Annotated in this window: 13 protein-coding genes, 2 pseudogenes and 1 other annotated feature; of the genes and pseudogenes, 14 read left to right on the top strand and 1 reads right to left on the bottom strand. The window is 43.0% G+C overall.

The window, feature by feature from the left end:
- Positions 1-142 precede the first annotated feature (142 nt).
- Together MHH52_RS18595 and MHH52_RS18590 are read left to right on the top strand one after the other, a co-directional pair.
- Entirely contained in the window at positions 143-3313 is a 3171-nt protein-coding gene (locus MHH52_RS18595) for a GNAT family N-acetyltransferase (RefSeq protein ID WP_340003957.1), read from the top strand.
- On the top strand, positions 3300-4175 hold the full coding sequence (locus MHH52_RS18590) for a TatD family hydrolase (RefSeq protein ID WP_340003956.1): 876 nt from the start codon (positions 3300-3302) through the stop codon (positions 4173-4175). The genes MHH52_RS18595 and MHH52_RS18590 overlap by 14 nt, the downstream gene beginning before the upstream one ends.
- Before the next feature lie 119 nt (positions 4176-4294).
- Here MHH52_RS18590 and MHH52_RS18585 read toward each other — a convergent pair whose 3' ends face one another.
- The gene (locus MHH52_RS18585) at positions 4295-4573 is read right to left on the bottom strand and encodes a hypothetical protein (RefSeq protein WP_340003955.1); all 279 of its coding nucleotides are present in this window, start codon (positions 4571-4573) and stop codon (positions 4295-4297) included.
- A gap of 103 nt (positions 4574-4676) precedes the next feature.
- Here MHH52_RS18585 and MHH52_RS18580 point away from each other — a divergent pair, with 103 nt between their 5' ends.
- From MHH52_RS18580 to MHH52_RS18525, 12 genes and pseudogenes are all read left to right on the top strand, one after another.
- Positions 4677-6230: a spore germination protein gene (locus MHH52_RS18580; RefSeq protein WP_340009732.1), complete on the top strand. Its 1554-nt coding sequence runs from the start codon at positions 4677-4679 to the stop codon at positions 6228-6230.
- Entirely contained in the window at positions 6220-7404 is a 1185-nt protein-coding gene (locus MHH52_RS18575) for a Ger(x)C family spore germination protein (RefSeq protein WP_340003954.1), read from the top strand. Before MHH52_RS18580 ends, MHH52_RS18575 begins: the two co-directional genes overlap by 11 nt.
- Before the next feature lie 27 nt (positions 7405-7431).
- Positions 7432-8538, top strand: coding sequence for an endospore germination permease (locus MHH52_RS18570; RefSeq protein WP_340003953.1), 1107 nt, complete (start codon positions 7432-7434; stop codon positions 8536-8538).
- Positions 8539-8696: 158 nt separating this feature from the next.
- Positions 8697-8885, top strand: a pseudogene (locus tag MHH52_RS18565) (MFS transporter); the annotation flags it as partial.
- Positions 8886-9033: 148 nt separating this feature from the next.
- Positions 9034-10326: a hydroxylamine reductase gene (gene hcp, locus MHH52_RS18560; protein WP_340003952.1), complete on the top strand. Its 1293-nt coding sequence runs from the start codon at positions 9034-9036 to the stop codon at positions 10324-10326.
- A 271-nt stretch (positions 10327-10597) separates the two neighbouring features.
- Positions 10598-11737 (top strand): hypothetical protein, encoded by a 1140-nt coding sequence (locus MHH52_RS18555; RefSeq protein ID WP_340003951.1) that lies wholly within the window; start codon positions 10598-10600, stop codon positions 11735-11737.
- 142 nt (positions 11738-11879) lie between these two features.
- Positions 11880-12103 (top strand) — a binding site (T-box leader).
- Between the two features lie 92 nt (positions 12104-12195).
- Positions 12196-13455 (top strand): tyrosine--tRNA ligase, encoded by a 1260-nt coding sequence (gene tyrS, locus MHH52_RS18550; protein WP_340009731.1) that lies wholly within the window; start codon positions 12196-12198, stop codon positions 13453-13455.
- A 228-nt stretch (positions 13456-13683) separates the two neighbouring features.
- Positions 13684-15093 (top strand): tyrosine-tyramine antiporter, encoded by a 1410-nt coding sequence (tyrP, locus tag MHH52_RS18545; RefSeq protein ID WP_340003950.1) that lies wholly within the window; start codon positions 13684-13686, stop codon positions 15091-15093.
- A gap of 50 nt (positions 15094-15143) precedes the next feature.
- On the top strand, positions 15144-17021 hold the full coding sequence (gene tdc, locus MHH52_RS18540; protein WP_340003949.1) for a tyrosine decarboxylase: 1878 nt from the start codon (positions 15144-15146) through the stop codon (positions 17019-17021).
- 832 nt (positions 17022-17853) lie between these two features.
- A pseudogene (locus MHH52_RS18535) lies at positions 17854-18569 on the top strand (class I SAM-dependent methyltransferase).
- 246 nt (positions 18570-18815) lie between these two features.
- Positions 18816-19019: a hypothetical protein gene (locus MHH52_RS18530; RefSeq protein WP_340003948.1), complete on the top strand. Its 204-nt coding sequence runs from the start codon at positions 18816-18818 to the stop codon at positions 19017-19019.
- A gap of 519 nt (positions 19020-19538) precedes the next feature.
- Entirely contained in the window at positions 19539-20093 is a 555-nt protein-coding gene (locus tag MHH52_RS18525) for a MarR family transcriptional regulator (protein ID WP_340003947.1), read from the top strand.
- Positions 20094-20130 lie beyond the last annotated feature (37 nt).

Here is a 20130-nt window from a genome sequence, read left to right as displayed (position 1 = left end):
CCTCACTTGGCCATTGTATGGTAGTTTTTATTTATAAGTATTTGTTATATAGTTAAATACTTCCATTTCATAGTATGATGAGAGTATTGTTTATTGCGATAACGAATACATGCCTATAGATGAAAATAAGGAGCTGAGAGTAATGACAGCAAAAACTATAGCGGAACAAATCCGCATTATTGAATATGATCCTTCCTACGCTGGAGCAGTCGCTGAGATGTGGAACCGCAGCAACGAAAGCTGGGGCGGCGGCACCAACCAGAAAACAGAGGATATGGTGCGCAGAGAGATGGAGCTTTCGTCCAATCTTTATGATTTTCTCGCTGTCGATGGCCAGGAGGTAGTTGGCTTCTGCAGTTTCGCTCACTACCGTCATGACGAAGGTGCGTTGTATGTTCCGCTATTAAATGTGCGACCCGATTATCATGGTTACAAGGTCGGTCGCAATTTGATTCTAAACGCCGTCCGCAAAACAGTCGAAGCGGGCTGGCCGCGACTCGATCTTTTTACTTGGGCAGGTAACACTAAGGCTGTGCCGATGTATAAGAAATGCGGATTCTTCTGGGAACAAAATGAAGATTACGTCCATCTAATGAACTTCATTCCAACCGTTCTGCAAACGGAAGCGCTTGCCCCGTATTTAGAGGAACTAGATTGGTATGCAGACAGTACTCGCGAACTCCCCATCCAGCCGGATGGTCGCCGGGAGCGTGGTTTTGACTTCTTTGATTACACTTGGCAAAAGGGAGAACTTTCCTTGCGGGCAGAATTTGAGAAGAGTGGCCGCGGGCTGACCGCTCTCGACACACCCGATTATGAAATATTTACTGAGATCGAAGATCACGATCTTGTATTCGGCTCCACCTATAAGATCCGCTACCACATCAAGAATCGCTCTGCATCTGAGCTTTCGATTGAGATCAAAGGCCAGAACGACAAGAATATCCGTTTTGGCCTGGTCGCTGCACCAACGCTCGCTCCAGGAGAAACGGTCATTGTGGAGGGAGATTTCGAGCTTGATCCTGTTCGGGAGGAGCAAAATGATAAGAAGACCCACCCTGTTATTGTGAGCAAATGGCTCATCGGTGGCAAGCGTGCTGAGTTCCGCATGGGTGTTGCACCTAAATTTCCGGTCAAGATGAAGATAGAGCTGCCAACAAGGGAATTATATCCGGGCCTTCCGGCCGAAATTTATCTGAACGCGGAGAATAATTTTGCCTTGGAAGCGGAGTTCGCTTTTGACTTGCCTGAGGATGAATTCTTGGAATGGAAAGATCGTACGGTACGCTTCACGGTTCCGGCTAAGAGTAAAGCCTCTGTCCGAGTCCCCTTCACTCTTCGGTCATACGGTCTTTATTCACGTGATGTTGAGGTAACGGCTATTCCATCTGGTAAGAAGGCCGTTTCCTTCACAAGCAAGTTGTCCATCCTAATGAAGGGAACACATGGCCGCTATGGTGGAGAAAATGGGGATCAGTGGGTCGCCGTGAACGGTGCATTCTCCCTCCATATGGGCAAGATTGACAATGCCATGTGGATTGAATATCCCGGCTCTAGCCACAACTTCTGGTGGACTTATCCGAAGTTAGGCAAGCCGTTCGCAGAGGAATTCTCCAAGAAGCAGGCCAAAGAAGTGAATATCTATTCGGAAGGGGAGAGCCAGGTTCTAAGAGCCCTCTACGAGTCGGAAGAATTCCCGGGTCTGGAGATAACAACGGTAGCCAAGCTGTTCGCGAACGGAATTGCTGAGTTTCATCACGAGATCAGCAATACCAGCAGCAATGCGCTGGAAGAGAACATGTATGTGCTGACGAATTTCGGTTTCTTCGGCAAGCGGCTCATCCTCCCATACCAAGGCCATTACGTAGACATGGGAGAGGCTTACTCTGGCGATCCAAGTCGTTGGGATAGTGCCCAGATTACCGAGAACTGGCTGTTCTGCAAGGAAGAGAACGTCACATGTGGAATCTGCTGGGATCCTTCTCTGAAGCTGATTCGCCCAGAATACCCACTTGGGCTGGAGCATAATCTTGGCCGAATTTCCGCCGGAGATGTCGTACGGACAAAGGCGATTGTTGTTGCACTGAATACCTTCATCAACTGGTCGGATTTCCGCTCCTTCGCCCGAAAGCAGAAGAATCCGGTCGTACCTATGCTGGACGATCATCTAGAATTAACAATTGGCGGCGGAAATCCCTTTGCACCGGGGGAGCTTCATGCAGAACTAATCGAACTTAAGATGACTCCGCTTGTTGGAAGCCTCGAACTGTATGTACAAGACGACGGCGGAGCGGAGCGGAAGGCTTCTGACATTGAGTTGCTAAGGGAGCAGGATTTGCGCTCCGCGGGCTTTGAAATCTCTTCTGAGGAAAAGAAATCGCCGGGATACAGCGAATCCGGTGGGAAGATCCGGGTCGTCTATCGCGGAGAGGATCGCGTTCAGGAGCGGTCGGGTCTCTGGTACCCTCAGACGGAAACAACCGCAACTTGCGAGATGGAAGAAGGTCCTGCTGGTCCTATATATTCGGTGAGCAACGGAGTTCTCTCCATAGCGGCTGCCCCTGAGTTCGGAAGCTTCGTGCATTCTTTGAAACACAAAGGAGAAGAATGGCTGGATAGCTCCTATCCAGAAGCGGTCCCACGTTCTTGGTGGAATCCTTGGCATGGAGGACTCGGTGTGGAAATTCCAGGAATGGGAGGATTCAGTCGGTTACAGGAGCCAAGAAACGCTGCCTCTGTGGAACGAGTTGATGTTCACGGCAACGTCTGGAAGGGACTACGAATCACCACTTCCATCGAGAAACAGGAAGCGAACCGTGGGATCACAATTAACCAGCATTACCTTATGCTTCCCGGCGTCCCTGTTCTCTGTGTACTGCATTCGGTGACTAACGAAAGTGGATTGGCTCTGCCACATTACTCGCTATCGGAGGATAGTTACTTCAAGCCTTCGCCACTCTTATCCGAAGGATGGATGGAAGTCCCCGAGGAAGGCAAGTTCCTTCTTGGGAAAGCCGAAGCCCATCTTGATTCCAAGGGGATCATGCGAATCGGTTCGGCTACGCGTAAGGACATGCTGCATATTGTAAATAGTTATCCCAATCAGAGGGGTTCAGCGTATGTAAACAATCAGGTGTTTACTTACGGTGTTAATCATCGCCTTCCGCTTCTGAATGGAGAAACCGCTTGGACACAGCCGAGCTTCCTAATCACGGGAGAGATAGTCCTAAATCCAGAGGATGTACAAGGCCTACTGAAGCTCACCTTTAATAGTCCTACTGACAACAAGGAGACCACAAATGCCGATTATTGATATTCACATTCATCTATCGGACATCGATAGCTTTCATCAAACAGCTAGAGAGCTGTCCAAAGTCGATTATACTGCAGCTGGGCTCAAGGCGGAGTTTGACAAGAATGACGTCGTTCTCGGCATTGGAATGGGGGTTACGGAGCAGACGAAGGGAGCCTTTCCCGACGCCACTTCACCTAATCCGATGAGCCTTGACCTTGAAGATAGTGTTCCACCGTTCTTAATGGAATGCGTTGGTATTAATCCGAACATGCTCACAGGGAACCAAGCTCTCGAGGAGCTAGACCGAATCGAAGCGCGGCTACAAGCTCCCGAGGTAGCGGGAATTAAGCTATATGCAGGGTACTATCACCATTTCGTCCATGACAAAATCTATTCACCGGTCTATGAGTTGGCTGCCAAGTACGGCGTGCCCGTGGTCATTCATACTGGTGATACTTACTCGATGAACGGGTTGCTCAAATATTCGCATCCTCTTACCGTGGATGAATTAGCCTACCAGCAGCGAAGCGTGAACTTTATGATCTGCCACTTAGGTGATCCGTGGGTGATGGACGCTGCCGAAGTGGTGGCCAAGAATCCAAATGTCTATGCCGACTTGTCCGGCCTCGTTGTAGGCGATCGGCCCCATTTCGAACGCTTCATGAACGAACCTCTGTTCATGGATCATTTTCGCCGGGCACTGGTTTATTCGGATCATTACGAGAAAATGTTGTTCGGAACCGATTGGCCGCTCGCGCCCATTGACCTGTATGCGGAATTCGTCCGTCGACTCGTGCCTGAGCAGCACCACGAGAAAGTATTTTACGAAAATGCCTTTGGGCTGTTTCCACGCATCAAGCAGCGGATTGCGGCGCTCTAAACGAGCGATAACAACGCAGCTAGAACGTAATGAAGCACAGATGAATAATGCATATGCAAACAAGCCATCCCTAAGATCGTGCGAAGGGATGGCTTGTTTTTATGAAAAGAATGGCTTTGCTAATTACTCTGGTTATTGTCGGCGCGCTCGGGTAGTTGATCCTGTGATGAAGGAGACTGCTGCGGTAGCCATTTCTGAATGACTGGCCATAGTAAATAAGTTATTGTGCCCACGATAATCAAATTAAAGATGATGAGTTCTGAGGGAGTCATTACGCGCATCGATGCAACTAAATTTCGACATGATTCTCGGTAGCTAAAGAGTGAAATGATGTCTAGCATGAAGATCAGTGCCAGTACGAATACAAATAATAGGATAGTTACGACGAATAATTTCATACCATGCCCCTACTTTCATTGTTAATCTTCCAATAATATTTGCTGTTAATGGGTAGAATAATCACTTAATAATCAGCAAATAATGGAGAGAAAGGTGAAGGGAATGGCAAAGGATGGCAATGAGAGTAGTAAAAGTACTGAAAGCAATCCACAATGGACGGTCCCTTCAATTCCGATTGATTCAACAGAATTAAGAGTCAATTTAGAGCAGATTCGCAAAAAGACAGGGAATAGTGGAGATATAATCATTCGCGAATTTACGATAGGTTCGAATGAGGAGCTTCAAGCAGCAATTATTTATGTGGATGGTATCGTTAATAATATAACCATTAATCAATTTGTTATGGAAGTCTTGATGAACGTCATGCTGAGTAGTATACAAAGAACATTAAATGATCTGATCCAAGTGATCACAGATAAAATTGTTCCTATCGGTGGTCTGAAGACTCTATTGAAGTGGGATGAACTTTATGATGCTCTGCTGTTGGGGCAGACCATCCTGTTGATTGATGGATCGGATGAAGCCCTAGCGATTGCAACATCAGGCGGTGAAGTTCGCTCCATAGAGGAGCCTGGTACGGATAATTCAATCAGGGGATCTCGTGAAGGTTTTGTTGAAAGCTTAACAACGAATATATCGATGGTTCGGCGTCGCATACGAAATCCTAATTTATGGCTGGAATCGATGACAATAGGACAAGTTACACATACTAGGATAGGTATCATGTACATAAATGGGATCGCAGATGAAGGCATTGTTGATGAGGCGAAGCGACGTCTCCGTAAGATCAAATTGGATGGCATTCTGGAATCGGGATATATTGAGAAAATGATTGAAGATCAGAATTTCACCCCTTTTCCAACGATCTTACCTACAGAACGTCCAGATACCGTCGCTGCTAATCTCTTGGAAGGTAAAATTGCAATTTTGGTGGATGGGACTCCATTTATATTAATCATCCCAGCCGTTTTTAATCAATTCTTTCAAATTACAGAAGATTCGTATCACCGGTATGACATTAGTATCGCGTTGCGGTTGCTTCGAATCATATTGTTTATCATTTCGATGGTCGGACCTTCCTTTTACATTGCAGCAACAACCTTCCACCAAGAAATGATACCGACGGAGTTAGTGATATCGCTTGTTTCACAGCTAGAAGCAACACCATTTACAGCGTTTGTTGAGGCGTTATTAATGGAGATTATTTTTGAGATTTTGCGTGAAGCGGGTGTCCGTATGCCCAAAACGATAGGATCTGCTGTATCTATCGTGGGAGCACTTGTCATTGGGCAAGCAGCTGTGCAAGCAGGATTAGTGTCAGCAGCAATGGTTATTGTCGTTTCACTTACTGCTATCTCAAGTCTGGCGACGCCTGTTTTCTCAATCGCAGTATCGGCGAGATTGTTACGTTTTCTCCTAATGATCAGTGCAGCAACGTTCGGTTTCTTTGGGATGATTCTTACCCTGATAATGATCATTGCTCATATGTGCAGTTTACGTTCATTTGGTGTACCCTATATGGCTCCATACAGTCCTGTGAAGCATGTTAGTAATAATCAGGTTCGAGCTCATTTGCCGATTTGGATGAGACATTTGGTTCCCAAATTGATGAAGCGTCCTACAACAGAGCAAGTGGGTGATCAAGATGATGCATAGAATGGCAGGACTCTGGTTGTCGATCGTTATGATCTTTTTGCTTACAGGTTGTTGGGATAGTCGAGAGCTAACGGATATTGGTTTTGTTGTTGCGATAGCGGTTGATAAAGGAGAAAAAAAAGACATTCGTGTTACGGTTCAGATCGTTAATCCAGCAAATGCTTCAAGTACACAAGGGGGAAGCAGTCCAACGCCCTTACCTCCAACAACATATTCAGCAGAAGGTAATAATGTATTTGAAGCAACTCGCGTTCTTTCTAAAAAAGTTTCTCGGCGATTGCATTATGGTCATGCGGTTGTTCTCTTAGTAGGCGAAGAATTAGCCACAACACAAGGGATTAAGAAAATTTTTGACGGCATTGAGCGAGATAGTGAATTTCGCCCTTCCGCTACAATGGTTATCGCGAGGGGGACGACGGGAGAAGAAATTATTAAACAACCAACAAGTATCGATAATTCACCCGCCATTAAAATTAAGAAAATGGTATCCGATACGGAGAAAGCATGGGGTGAAAATATTGATGAGAAAATATACCAAGTGGTTCAAGCTATTGTCTCATCTGGTAAAGAAGCGACCATAACTGGCGTTCAACTCGATCCTACAAATAAAGAAGATAAAATTATGGCTAATGGAATTGCTACTTTTAAAGATGGCAAGTTAATTAAATGGTTAGACGGTAATGAGGGCCGTGGATTCTTATGGGTTCTTGGTAGAGTTCGTTCGACATTGTTAACCATGGATTGGAACGGTCAGCCACATACCATAGGGATCGAGAATATACGGACAAAATCAACGTTTCATTCAAGTATTGATAAATCTGGTAAACCAAACATTGAAGTGAAGATTGGTGTGGATGCGAATATTGGAGAAGTTGATGTGGCAATTGATCTAACTAATCCGAAGGTGTTCTTGCAAATTGAACGCCTTTACACACAAGCTATTCACGATGAAGCGCTAGCCACAATTAAATTAATGCAACAGCAAAAGTCGGACATTTTCGGATTCGGAGAAGTAGTACATCGTGATCATCCTAAGCCCTGGAGAACGTTGAACAGGGATTGGAATGATGTGACCTTTCCCACGATTGAAGTAAAAGTGAAAGTGGAAGCTTATGTGCGTAATACTGGCTTGCGTAATAGAACAATACTGGAAAGTATCGAAAAAAGCGGATGAATTCTTCGCAAGAGAGGAGAGATGACTTTGGAAAAAGCAAAGATCAGCACCCGTCAATTGCTTATCCTTGTGTTGATTTTTGAAACCGTGAGCGCGATTATTTCCGGATTTGGAGCGGAAGCAAAACAAGATGCATGGATTACCGCAATAATCGGGATGCTCGGGGGAATATGCTTATTTCTAATCTATCATCGATTGTCTTTATTTTATCCGGATCTTCCGCTCACGGAATATGCAAAAAAAATATTAGGGCCCGTCGTGGGCCGTGTTATTGCTTTGTTATATGTTGTCTACTTTCTGTTTAATGCGAGTTTTGTAATCCGTGATTTTGCCTCAATGGCTGTATCCTTCGTTTTTGTACAGACACCCTTTCTTGTTATCATTGCTGTGATGCTAGTCGCGGTTATGTATGTAATTGGAAAAGGAATCGAGGTGTTATCAAGGACTGCGGAGCTTTTTTTTGCTGTGTTATTTCTTGTTTCTACTACCGGTCTAACCTTGATACTTACGTCTGGGAACGTAGATGTTCAAAATTTAAGACCCGTGCTGGAAGAGGGATGGTTAACCGTGCTGAAGGATTCGATTCCAGGGACCGTTGTATTTCCCTTTGGTGAGGTTATTGTGTTCTTGATGTTGTTTCCCTATGTGGATAAGCCGCGAAAACTGAAGAAAACAGTGATTACAGGTTTATTGATTAGTGGATGTTTTATCGCGTTTATAATGATGATAAATGTGTCCGTCCTCGGTGTGGATTTATTTACAAGAACACAATATCCTTTGCTGACAACATCGCAGTTGGTTGAGGGGAGGGCTTTTCTGGAACGCTTGGATGCATTGTTTCTCGTCACGGCCATTGTAGGAGGTTTTTTTCGGGTCAGCCTCTTTTTGTATGCGACGTTAATAGGTGCAGCAACATTGTTCGGATTTCCATCCTATCGCAAATTAATTATCCCAATGAGTACGGTTATGTTCATCTGTTCACTTGCGATGGCAAGCAATTACGTAGAATTTATCTACACAGGACTACGTATCGTTCGGTTCTATGTCCAGATTCCGATTTTATTCATATTTCCACTGGTACTATTGTTGGTGGGTTGGATTCAAGAGAAGAAGAAACTGAAATCTGCGAGTTGAGATAGAGGATATATCTCAATCCCCTCTTTATGGGATTTCCTTGCAAGGGATCTACTTATAATTGTTAGTAATTCTTATACAATTTGAGTGGGGACGAGATTAGCATGATTGTAGCAAAAAATACAGATTTAACAGGCACGCGCAGGCAGCGGATGGGCATGATGGTGGCTATTTGTATGGGGGCTTTTATTTCCCATTTTACAGCCGGAATTATGATTGTATCGCTTCCTTTTTTTATAAATCATTTTCAGACTGAACTTGCAAAAGGATTATGGATCACAACGGGGTATCTACTATTGATTACGGCGCTTCTCCCTGTTATGGGGAAATTGGGCGACCACTATGGTTTTTGCCGCATTCCTGCTGTGGCGGTTGGCTTGATCGTTAGTTAAATCAACTTGATATAAAAAAATGTGTGTGTAATCACAACTCAAGGTTTGGTGTTCTGTTACGTTGTGAGTAACGAAAGATTATCTAGATATGGAGGATAACGATATGTTTTGTTACCAGTGTGAACAGACACCGACTGGCGGTTGCACCGTTGTTGGAGTATGTGGCAAAAATGAAACCATTGCGAGTTTGCAGGACACGATGATTTTTGCCTTAAAAGGAATTGCAGCTTATGCGACACATGCTCGGCAGCTAGGTTATAGCGATCCCGAGGTGGATCGTATCACCCATGAAGCCTTGTATATGACCTTGACCAATTCCAACTTTAATACGCAGGAGCATTTGGAGATGGCGATGAAGGTCGGAGATGCGGCGGTTCGCGTCATGGATCTGCTGGGTCGTGCTCATACGGATCGCTTTGGGATTCCGCAACCAATCACAGTTAGCCAGAATAAAATAGAAGGTCAATGTATTGTGGTGACAGGGCATAATTTGTATGCACTGGAGGAATTGCTGCAGCAGACGGAAGGAACGGGCATCAATATTTATACCCATTCGGAAATGTTACCTGCCCATGGCTATCCGGCGCTCAAGAAGTATAAGCATTTGAAAGGCAACATCGGCAAAGCGTGGTACGATCAACGCAGACTGTTCGAGCAGTTTCCCGGTGCGATACTTGCTACCACAAACTGTGTGATGCCGATTAAAGGCACTTACGCAGACCGCTTCTTCTCTTATGAAGTGGCGGGGCTGGAAGATGTAGCGAAAATCACGAACGATGATTTCTCCCCACTTATTAACCGTGCGTTGTCATTACCTGCAGCTGATGTAGAGTCAGATTTGGTACTTACGACAGGATACCATCATGAAACAGTAATCGGGCTGGCACCGGAGATCATTCAGGCTGTTAAAGACGGCCACATCCGCAGATTCTTCGTCATTGCAGGCTGTGACGCGCCAGGTAAAGGTGGGAATTACTACCGTGAGTTGGCGACTTCCTTACCAAACGATACCGTCATTTTAACCACTTCTTGCGGGAAATTCCGCTTTAATGACGTAGATTATGGCACCGTTGGAGACACAGGCATTCCGCGTTATATTGACCTTGGGCAATGCAATAATTCTGGTTCTACGGTGAAGATTGCTTTGGCTCTGGCTGAAGCATTTGACTGTACGGTGAACGAGCTACCTGTCAGTATCGTGCTGTCTTGGTTTGAGCAAAAAGCAGTAGCCATTCTGCTGGGCTTGTTCAGTCTTGGCATTCAGGACATTCGTATCGGACCGAAGCCGCCTGAGTTCATCTCGGATGGTGTGCTGGATGTGTTAGTAGAGCTTTTTGGATTGAAGCTGATTACCACTGCCGAGGAAGATATGAACGCGATGTTGGCGTTGTCGTAGGTTTACTGTAAGGGACACTAACTTTTGTTAGTGTCTTTTTTGCTGTCCCATGGGCTACAAATGATTCCCTTTGTCTGCAACATTTTATAATCAGCACTAAGTAATGGTATGATGTAGCCATCAATTTTACGGGGTGCACTGATATGGATATTCGAATCAAAGAACTGCTTGATGTCACACAGCAAAAATATGGATTGGACAATTACTATTTACACACACATGAAATTTATCGCGAAGTTCAATGCTAGGAGAGACTGACTATCTGTTTAGTATGGAATGGTTTCCTTCTCATATTAAGGAATGGAAGGAAGATTACAATCCGGAAGGAACTGCAGTCATCACGATTGACCTGCAATCTCGCAACTATAAAAGTGTGATTTTTGTTGGCGGGAAATCTTATGCGAATGGGACACCATTCCAAAATATTGAATTAAACAGCGTCATCCAGTGGATGGAATCTGAAGCAGGGATCGTGTATGGTAAACAGTTCCACCTAGTGAAGGAAGAGATTGGAGATTATCATTTTTCCGAATGTATAGACGGCATACCAGTCTCCCCCGCTGGGCGGATGGAGCTCCGCTTCGATCCGGAAGGTAGGCTCACTTTTTACAGTGTATATGGTCAGTTTCCTTCTAGCTCTATTGTGCAAGAAGAGAACTATTCTCTCACGCTTAAAGACGTAGAGCCACTTGCGAGAAAGCAAATGCAGCTTATAGATTATCCGTTATATGAGAAGCAGCGGCTCTTGCCTTTCTATGGAATAGAGGAAATCTACATCACGAATGATGGAACAGCGACAATCCCATTTGAGAATAAATCAGGTGCAGGAATGCGACTGAATATTGATCAAGTGATGGTTTGGGAACAAGTGAACACGGAATCGTTCGAAAGGACGGAGATGCGTCTGCAAGAGGGAGTTACAATCGAACAGGCAATAGATCTTGAGCCGCATCCGGACTCATTTTCAATCACAGACGTAGAACAAGCCAAATGTATAGCCGCAGTTGAAGCTGGTTTAAGCCAGCTCTATCCAGATGATTCCGGACAATGGATACTGAAGACGTTGCATCGGGAAAGAGGATATATTCAAGCGACATTGAGGCTGAAGGCGCCAAGTAATCTTGCTTTTCAGCGTAAGCTCCTCCTGTTCATCCATGCGCAGAGTTATAAGGTTATCAATTATATGGATAATAAACCGCTGCTCAATACGTTTGATGAGTTCCAGATCGAAGAGGAAATTTCTGTGAGTCATGACGAAGCCTTTGACAAACTCAAGAGTTGGCTCGAATTAACACCAGGCTATGTGTATGATCTTGTGCAGAAGAAGTATGTATTATGCGGTATGTTAGATTGTAAGTATGCCGTGAAGGCCTCTAACGGAGATGTTGTCGAATTGGATAGTTTGGAATGATGGACAAACCTTCCTTATTCAGAGAAGGACCAAGACCAAGCTTTTACTGAGGTTGCGGAACAGAGTAAAACTATCTTCCTGATAAATTTAGTGTTTGACAAACAATTTCTCTTGGACTATTATTGTCAGTAATCTAATATTGAATAACACGATGAAAGAGCGCAGTAGCAATATTGTCCCTGTTCTACAGAAAGCCAGGGGTTGATGAGACCTGGTACACACAACATTGCGAATTACACTCTGGAGTATCTTAGGTAACGCTAAGCGGACTGGCAATCGATATCATTGCCGAAAGTGGTATTAATAGTGGCTGCAGCACTGTTAATGCAATTTGGGTGGTAACACGGTTAATTAATCGTCCCTATGTCTAAAATAGACTAGGAGACGATTTTTTGTTTTTTCTAAAAGGTACATGTGCATAAAAATTAACTTATACATTTAGGAGCTGAAGCGAAATGTTGAACATTGTAGATGAGCTGGAATGGCGCGGTGCCATTAATCAACAGACAGATGCAGAAGGTTTGCACAAAATTACAAGTGAGAAGTCGATATCGCTATACTGTGGTGTTGACCCTACCGGTGACAGTATGCATATTGGCCACTTGATTCCCTTTATGATGATGAAGCGATTCCAGCTTGCTGGCCATCGCCCCGTAATCTTGATTGGCGGAGCAACTGGTACAATTGGTGATCCAAGCGGTCGGACAACAGAACGTACGCTGCAAACCATGGATCAAGTACAGCAGAACGTAGATGCGCTGACAGCGCAAATGAAGAAACTGTTCGTTAACGAAGGCGACACGGGACTACGCATGGTGAACAACTACGATTGGACACATAACTTAACGATATTGGATTTCTTGCGTGACTACGGAAAGAACTTCAGCGTCAATACGATGCTGGCCAAAGATATCGTAGCGAGTCGACTCGATACGGGGATTTCCTTTACCGAGTTCTCATACCAGATTCTTCAGTCTATGGACTTCCATCACTTGTTCAAAGAAGAAGATGTCCAACTGCAAATTGGCGGTGCAGACCAATGGGGCAACATTACAAGTGGACTTGATTTGATTCGTAAAAAAGAAGGCCCAGAAGCGAAAGCATTCGGTTTGACCATTCCGTTGATGTTGAAAGCGGACGGTACGAAGTTCGGTAAAACAGCAGGCGGCGCCATCTGGCTCGATCCAAACAAAACGACTCCATTCGAATTTTACCAGTTTTGGGCGAATACAGATGATCGTGACGTTATTAGATACTTGAAATTCTTTACCTTCTTGAAGAAAGAACAAATCGATGAACTGGAAGTGAAGGTACAGACAGAACCTCACAAACGTGAAGCTCAGCTTAAATTGGCAGAAGAAATGACGAAGTTCGTTCACAGTGAGGAAGCCTTAAATCAAGCACGAAAAATTACAGAAGCATTATTCAGTGGGGATATTAAATCGTTGACAGCAGATGAAATTGAGCAAGGCTTCAAAGATATGCCTACATTCCATGCCTCCAAGGAAACAAAAAATATTATCGACTGGCTGGTTGATTTAGGTATTGAGCCATCCAAGCGTCAAGCACGTGAAGATATTACGAATGGCGCCATCACGATGAATGGCGACAAAATTACAGATATAAATATGGATGTTTCATTGGGAAACTCCTTTGATGGACGATTCATTATTATTCGCAAAGGCAAAAAGAACTACAACCTTGTAAAGCTGGTATAAATCACATAGAATGTCGCATTAGAACTGGTTTTGTTGCCGTAAATGGCCAAAACCGGTTCTTTTTTTGTTTTTATTTTTTGCCAAATTTACCTTCCCTTATTTTTTCAAAGAACAGAATAAAATCATCATTTGCAAGACATTCTAGAGGTATGTTGAAAACGATAAACGTCATTGTCTGGGAGCAAAATTGATTAAATCATTGTTGTCATAGAAGGAAGGGTAGGGATTATGGCTAATTCAAAAAAATTGACACTGTTCGGGTTAATCGGTATTACAATGGCTTTTTTTGGTACTGTCCGTAGTGTACCGACACTTGCCATTACGGGTTGGACACAGATTTTCTACATGCTGGTTGCAGCGATCTTGTTCGCACTTCCCATTGCATTAATGTCTGCTGAACTGTCCACGGCATTTCCCCAAGAGGGCGGTCCACAAGTATGGGTCAAAAATGGATTAGGTGAAAAGTGGGGATTCGTTACTTCATGGCTGTTATGGGTACAAATGTTTTTCGGGATGGTCATGGTAGCATCAACGGTAGGTGTACTATTTGGATACGTGATTAACGCTCCTAAGTTGTCATCCAATAACTACTTTATATTTGTAGTCATTCTCATATCTTACTGGGGCGTTACCTTATTGAACTTGAAGTTCGATATGGTCAAAATTGCAGGTAACTGGGGAGCCATCATTGGGGTATATATCCCATTCGTCTTTCTTGTTATTTTAGGCGTTATTTATCTATTCAAAAATGGAATTCAGCCGGACAGCTATCTGGGCAACTTCAAGGCAAGCGATCTGCTGCCGAATCTAGGAGATCTGGGAAGCTTGGCTTACTTATCTGGGATTATCTTCATTTTCGCCGGTGTTGAAATTTCTTCCGTTCATGCGAACAATATTGAAAATCCGAAACGGAATTATCCGATTGCCGTTATCGCATCCGTTATTTTGCTCGTCATTTTCAATCTTGTTGCTGGAATGACGGTATCTAATGCTGTGCCGAAAGGCAAAATGGAATTGGCAAACATCACACAGCCCTATATGATCTTCTGTAATAATTTAGGGGTTCCATCGATTTTCGTCAACATTATTTCTGCAATGATTCTAATCGGTGTACTTGTTCAACTGAGTGCATGGGTGCTTGGACCAAGTAAATCAATGATTAAAGTGGCTGAGGAAGGTAACTTGCCGCCGTTCTTCCAGAAGAGAACGTCTAAGAATATTCCGATTACATTCGTTATGATTCAAGCGATCGTTATCTCACTCGTATCTGTACTATACATTGTTGTACCGGACGTCAATAGTGCATTCCTGATCATTACGATTACAACAACCATCTTATATTGTATCGTATATTTACTGATTTCCATTTCTGCCATCCGCTTACGCTATAAGATGCCTCGAGTGGAAAGACCGTTCCGTCTAGGCAACAAAGGTAATGGTCTTATGTGGTTTGTAGCATTGTTGTCTCTGCTAAGTGTAGCTATTACACTTGTAGTCAGCTTGATTCCGCCCTCTATTCTGAGCCCAAGTCAACACACAGGCTACATCATTTTTCAAGTTGTAACGACGATTGTGATGGTAGGTATTGCTCTTGTCATCTATAAAGTAAAGAGACCAAGCTGGAAAAAAGAGAAATAAATTGAATTCATCAGCATTGTCATTGATACACATGAATAGGAGGAAAATACATGAATTATGAAATGCCAGAAATCAACTTAAAAGCACTATTCCTTGGGGATAAAGGGGAAAACGTCGATCTTTTCAAAGAAATATTGCTAAAAGTTGTCGATGAGCACGTTGGTTGGCGCCAGAACTATCAGCCACAAGATTTGCCGGTTATTACACCTTATGATAAAACCTCGGAAAGCTTCCAGGATACAGCAAACCATATGCGCAGCGTGTTCAACGAATTGTCCTCCAAGCTTCGCACGGAATCTCTGCCATGGCATACAGCTGGCCGCTTCTGGGGTCATATGAACTCGGAAACATTGATGCCTGCGATTATTGCCTATACCGCTGCTATGCTCTGGAATGGTAACAATGTTGCTTATGAATCGTCCCCGGGTACATCACAAATGGAAGAAGAAGTTGGACATCAATTATGCAGCATGATGAGTTACAAGGAAGGGGAAAGCTGGGGACACATCTGTGCTGATGGTTCCATCGCAAACTTGGAAGGACTCTGGTATGCACGTAACATGAAGTCCTTGCCGCTTGCGATTAAAGAAATAGCACCTGAATATGTAGAAGGTAAATCAGAATGGGAACTGCTGAATATGTCTACCAATGAAATTCTGGACATTATGGAGCAAATTCCGGACAAACTTGATGACGTAAAAGCAAAATCTGCACGTAGCGGCCGGTACCTTGAAAAATTAGGGAAATGGCTCATCCCGCAAACTAAACATTACTCTTGGCTAAAAGCAGCTGACATTATTGGGATCGGACTTGATTGTGTAGAAGCAATTGATGTAGATAGCAGCTACCATATGGATATCGATAAGCTGGAAGCAAGCATTCGCAAATTAGCAGCAGAGAACATTCCGATTCTGGGAGTGGTTGGGGTAGTGGGTAGTACTGAGGAAGGTCAAATTGACAATATCCATAAAATTGTTGCGCTTCGAGAGAAATTAGAAAAGGAAGGAATTTACTATTATATCCATGTAGATGCTGCATATGGAGGTTATGCTCGTGCCATCTTCTTGGATCAAAATGATGAATTTATTGCGTTTGACAAAATTGATGAAATGTACAAAAAACATAACATTTTCACGGATATGAGCTTGAAAAATGAATGGCTAACTGAAGAAGTATACAATGCCTTCAAAGCAATGAGCCAAGTGGAGACGATTACTATTGATCCTCACAAAATGGGCTATATTCCTTACTCTGCAGGTGCAATTGTTATTAAAGATAGCAGAATGCGCGATGCGATTTCATACTTTGCAACTTATGTATTCGAGAAAGATGCAGACATTCCGGCGTTGCTCGGTGCTTATATTCTCGAAGGTTCTAAAGCAGGTGCAACCGCTGCAAGTGTATGGACCGCTCACCATGTATTGCCACTCAACATAACTGGCTACGGCAAGCTAATGGGCGCAAGCATCGAGGGAGCATACCGCTTCTACAACTTCCTGAAGGACAGAAAATTCAATGTTAATGGAAAGGTGATTAAGATCCACCCGTTGACAAAGCCAGACTTTAATATGGTTGATTACGTTTTTAATGAAGAAGGTAATACCGATTTGGAAAAAATGAACAAGTTGAACCATGACTTCTTTGAATATGCCTCATATGTAAAAGGCGATTTGTACAACAACGAATTCCTTACATCCCATACGGATTTTGCTATTCCAGATTATGGAGATAGTCCACTGGATTTCGTACAGAACCTTGGGTTCAGCAGGGCAGAATGGGATCGTGCTGGCAAAGTAACGATTCTTCGCGCTTGTGCCTTATCTCCATACGCACATGATGCGCAAGTTTTTGAAGAGTATGCGGCTAAGATTGAAGAGGCGATGCAAGAGAAGCTCGAGAAAATCTATATGATTGAAATGAACGAATAGAAATAAAAGGAATGTGTATCAAAAATTGATTGGTACACATTCTTCTTTATTCACAAGGTGTTCCTTACATCTCCCCAAATTCCGATTTTAATTTCCTTAGGGTTCTTATCGCCTGTGCTAAACATTTTATATGGATTCATGAGAAAGTCGACAAAACCTTCACAACTAGCTTAATACAATCACCTGTTTATCATGAAAAATAGGTTGGTGAATAGTGAGACCGCTCCACCTAACACGATTATGAACACGACGGATTAGGTCGTGTTTTTTTCGTGGCCGATCATATGGAATTACCGAAGCATCGACTCCCTGGAAAAAACGCGCGATCAGCATGCTCGGATACTAGGCATGACACAATAGGCCGACGATCCAATCAAAACCGTGGATCAGCATACCGAATAACAGCAGCTTTCTCATGCCTGTATGTTCCGATATCAGCCACAGGGTGAATCGTGATGTTTGGACTTCATTTCAATGTTGTACTTGCATATAACCCCTTTAAATGAGGGGAATCGCAGTTTTTAGGGTCAGTTTTGCGCCAACTTACAAGAATCTGACGTTGGTAATACACACGTACCTGTCATTGATGGGATGTTCGTGTGAATCAATTTTAAGATGTTTTCGCCAGTGGAATTGGCGGAGGCTTTTTGTTTGGAAGTGAAAGAATTCCGTTCGTCATATTTTTCCATTTTATAGTATAATCTATAGGTACAATTAGAATCCTGATTTGATCGTTTATATAATTGTATTCTGTAGATTGGCGAACTTCGTGAATATTACGTTAGGTGAAATTGAAGCATAGTAAATAATGATTACTAGGGAGGTGTCAAAGATGTCAGGTGAAACCATAAAAAACATAGATGATCTTTTTAACATGATAGATTCGTTAATGAGAGAGCCCGCTCCTTTTTGGAACAAGTTTTATAGCGATAGAACGAAGAAAGTCCCTTTTTTGTGAACTATCCAGATGAGAATCTCGTATCATATTTTGAATCGGGGATCTTACATGCTGGTAGAATGCTGGAATTGGGATGTGGGCCAGGAAGAAACGCAATATATGCATCACTTAAAGGATACGAGGTGGATGCAGTTGACATATCGGAAGAAGCTATTGATTGGGCGAAGGAACGTGCCAGAGAGAAGAATATTTCAATAAATTTTGAATGCAAGTCCGTATTTGAACTTAATATAAAGGATCAACAATATGATTTGGTATATGATTCTGGTTGTTTACATCATCTATGGCCACATAGACGGATTGGGTACATTCAAATGATTCATAATGCACTAAAAACCGGAGGATATTTTGGATTAACATGCTTTGCTCCAGGGTTTACTGAAATTGGAGGAGCGCTAGAAATAAGTGATTGGGAAGTATATCGTGAGAAAAGTATGAAAGGCGGACAAGCTTACAGCAAAGAGAAATTACACGAACTATTAGAAGATTATTTTGAAATAGTAGAATTCAGAAGCATGACAACATGTAATGAAAGTGATGAGATATTTGGGGTGCCCTTTTTGTGGGCAAGTCTTTGGAGAAAGAAGTAAATCATTGGTAGTGTTCAAAGAGGGCTTCAACATCACCTAACAACACATTCACGCTACGGATCGCAAGCAATCCTTGGTCTGCCCGATGCATTTTCGAGGAAGTGGAGTCAGACAGACAACCCTGCATCACCTAACCGCAGTCGCGGCCGGTCGCTACGCTCCCTTAAGGTGATGAGGGTTCGTGAATGCGGAAACGTTATATGAAAGTCAGGAAAGCAAATAATTTAGGAATGAGTGCTTTAATACATGGGAATCAAAGAGAAAATTAATGCTAAGTTTGATGAAATATTCGACTTTTATCAGAGTGAAGCTGTTGTATATTGTCAAAATAATAATTCACAACATATAAATGAGCTACTACTTCGAAGAAAAGAATTGAAAAATCAAAAAAAGTATTTGCTAAGTATTGGGGCTGGTATCGGTACAGGTGTAACGGTAGGTTGTTTGTAAATAACATTAATAAATTTGGATTTTTATTAGGTAAACCTGATGATGGAATAATTCCATTACTCTTTAAATTTAGTAGAAATAAATAAAATAGTAAATATTCGTTAGCATTTCAAAGACGACCTGACCCTCATATAACATTATATTCACGCGTTGGGCATACGCCCTCGATCCGGCAGAGGGATTTCGGGGAAGTAGGAGTATCTGGACACATCCGACTACGTCGGACGTCGTGAAAACGGGAACGTTAGGTGAAATAGTTGCATGAAAGAGTATGAATGTCCCGGGTTATACGAAAGAGTTAGTAATTATGCGAAGACTTGTTTCGACCTTGAAGAATCCGATCCAGATTATTCAAGAATTAGTTTTTCGGAATTCTGTACATTTCTCGAATACATGATGTTAGGTAACTCTGCCTCTAGGGTTACCTTTGTTTCTTAATTTGGTTTGCAAAAATAAAAGAAATCAGTTATATTCAATGTAATTAGATAATCTAACTATAGGAGTAAGGAGGTATGCAAATTGAAAAGAAAGCCTGCCAAGGAATATACGACCGAGCAACAATTACCGAGACTTGGAACATCACCTTATTTGAAGTTGATGGAGCGTACATCCTCATCCGATACCAATCTAAATTCAGCGCATCTGGGACTAATTATGCTCTGGCTGGGAGATAACGTTTTAGACATGGTGGATATTGATTTAGCTGCTTTTGACATCACGGAGAGCAAGCTGGATCTATTACTCCTATTATCCCTTCACGCAGATCAGGAGTTGGTTACACCTTCATCCATAGCAGACCGATTGGGGATTCGTCGATCGTCCGTAACGGCCTTGTTAATATGGCTGGAGAAAAAAAATTTGATTGTTCGTGAACCGTATGCCAAGGATGGTCGCATGACTCATGTTCGTATTAGCGCTGAAGGCAGTACGCTTGTGAATCAAATATTGCCTACGTTCTGGTCTACTTGCGCATCCCTTGTTGATGAATTAGATAAAGAGGAGCAAGCGGTGTTCCAAAAAGTGTTGGTTAAACTAAATGCAAGCTTAGAAAAACGACTTGGATCGGGTAGATAATTTTTTTGGTCATATAGTTAGATAATCTAATTACATG

Source organism: Paenibacillus sp. FSL K6-0276 (assembly GCF_037977235.1).
In the GTDB taxonomy this organism is placed as follows: domain Bacteria; phylum Bacillota; class Bacilli; order Paenibacillales; family Paenibacillaceae; genus Paenibacillus_AQ.
The sequence above is the reverse complement of the archived record's forward strand: the minus strand, read 5'-3'. Positions and strand labels throughout refer to the sequence as shown.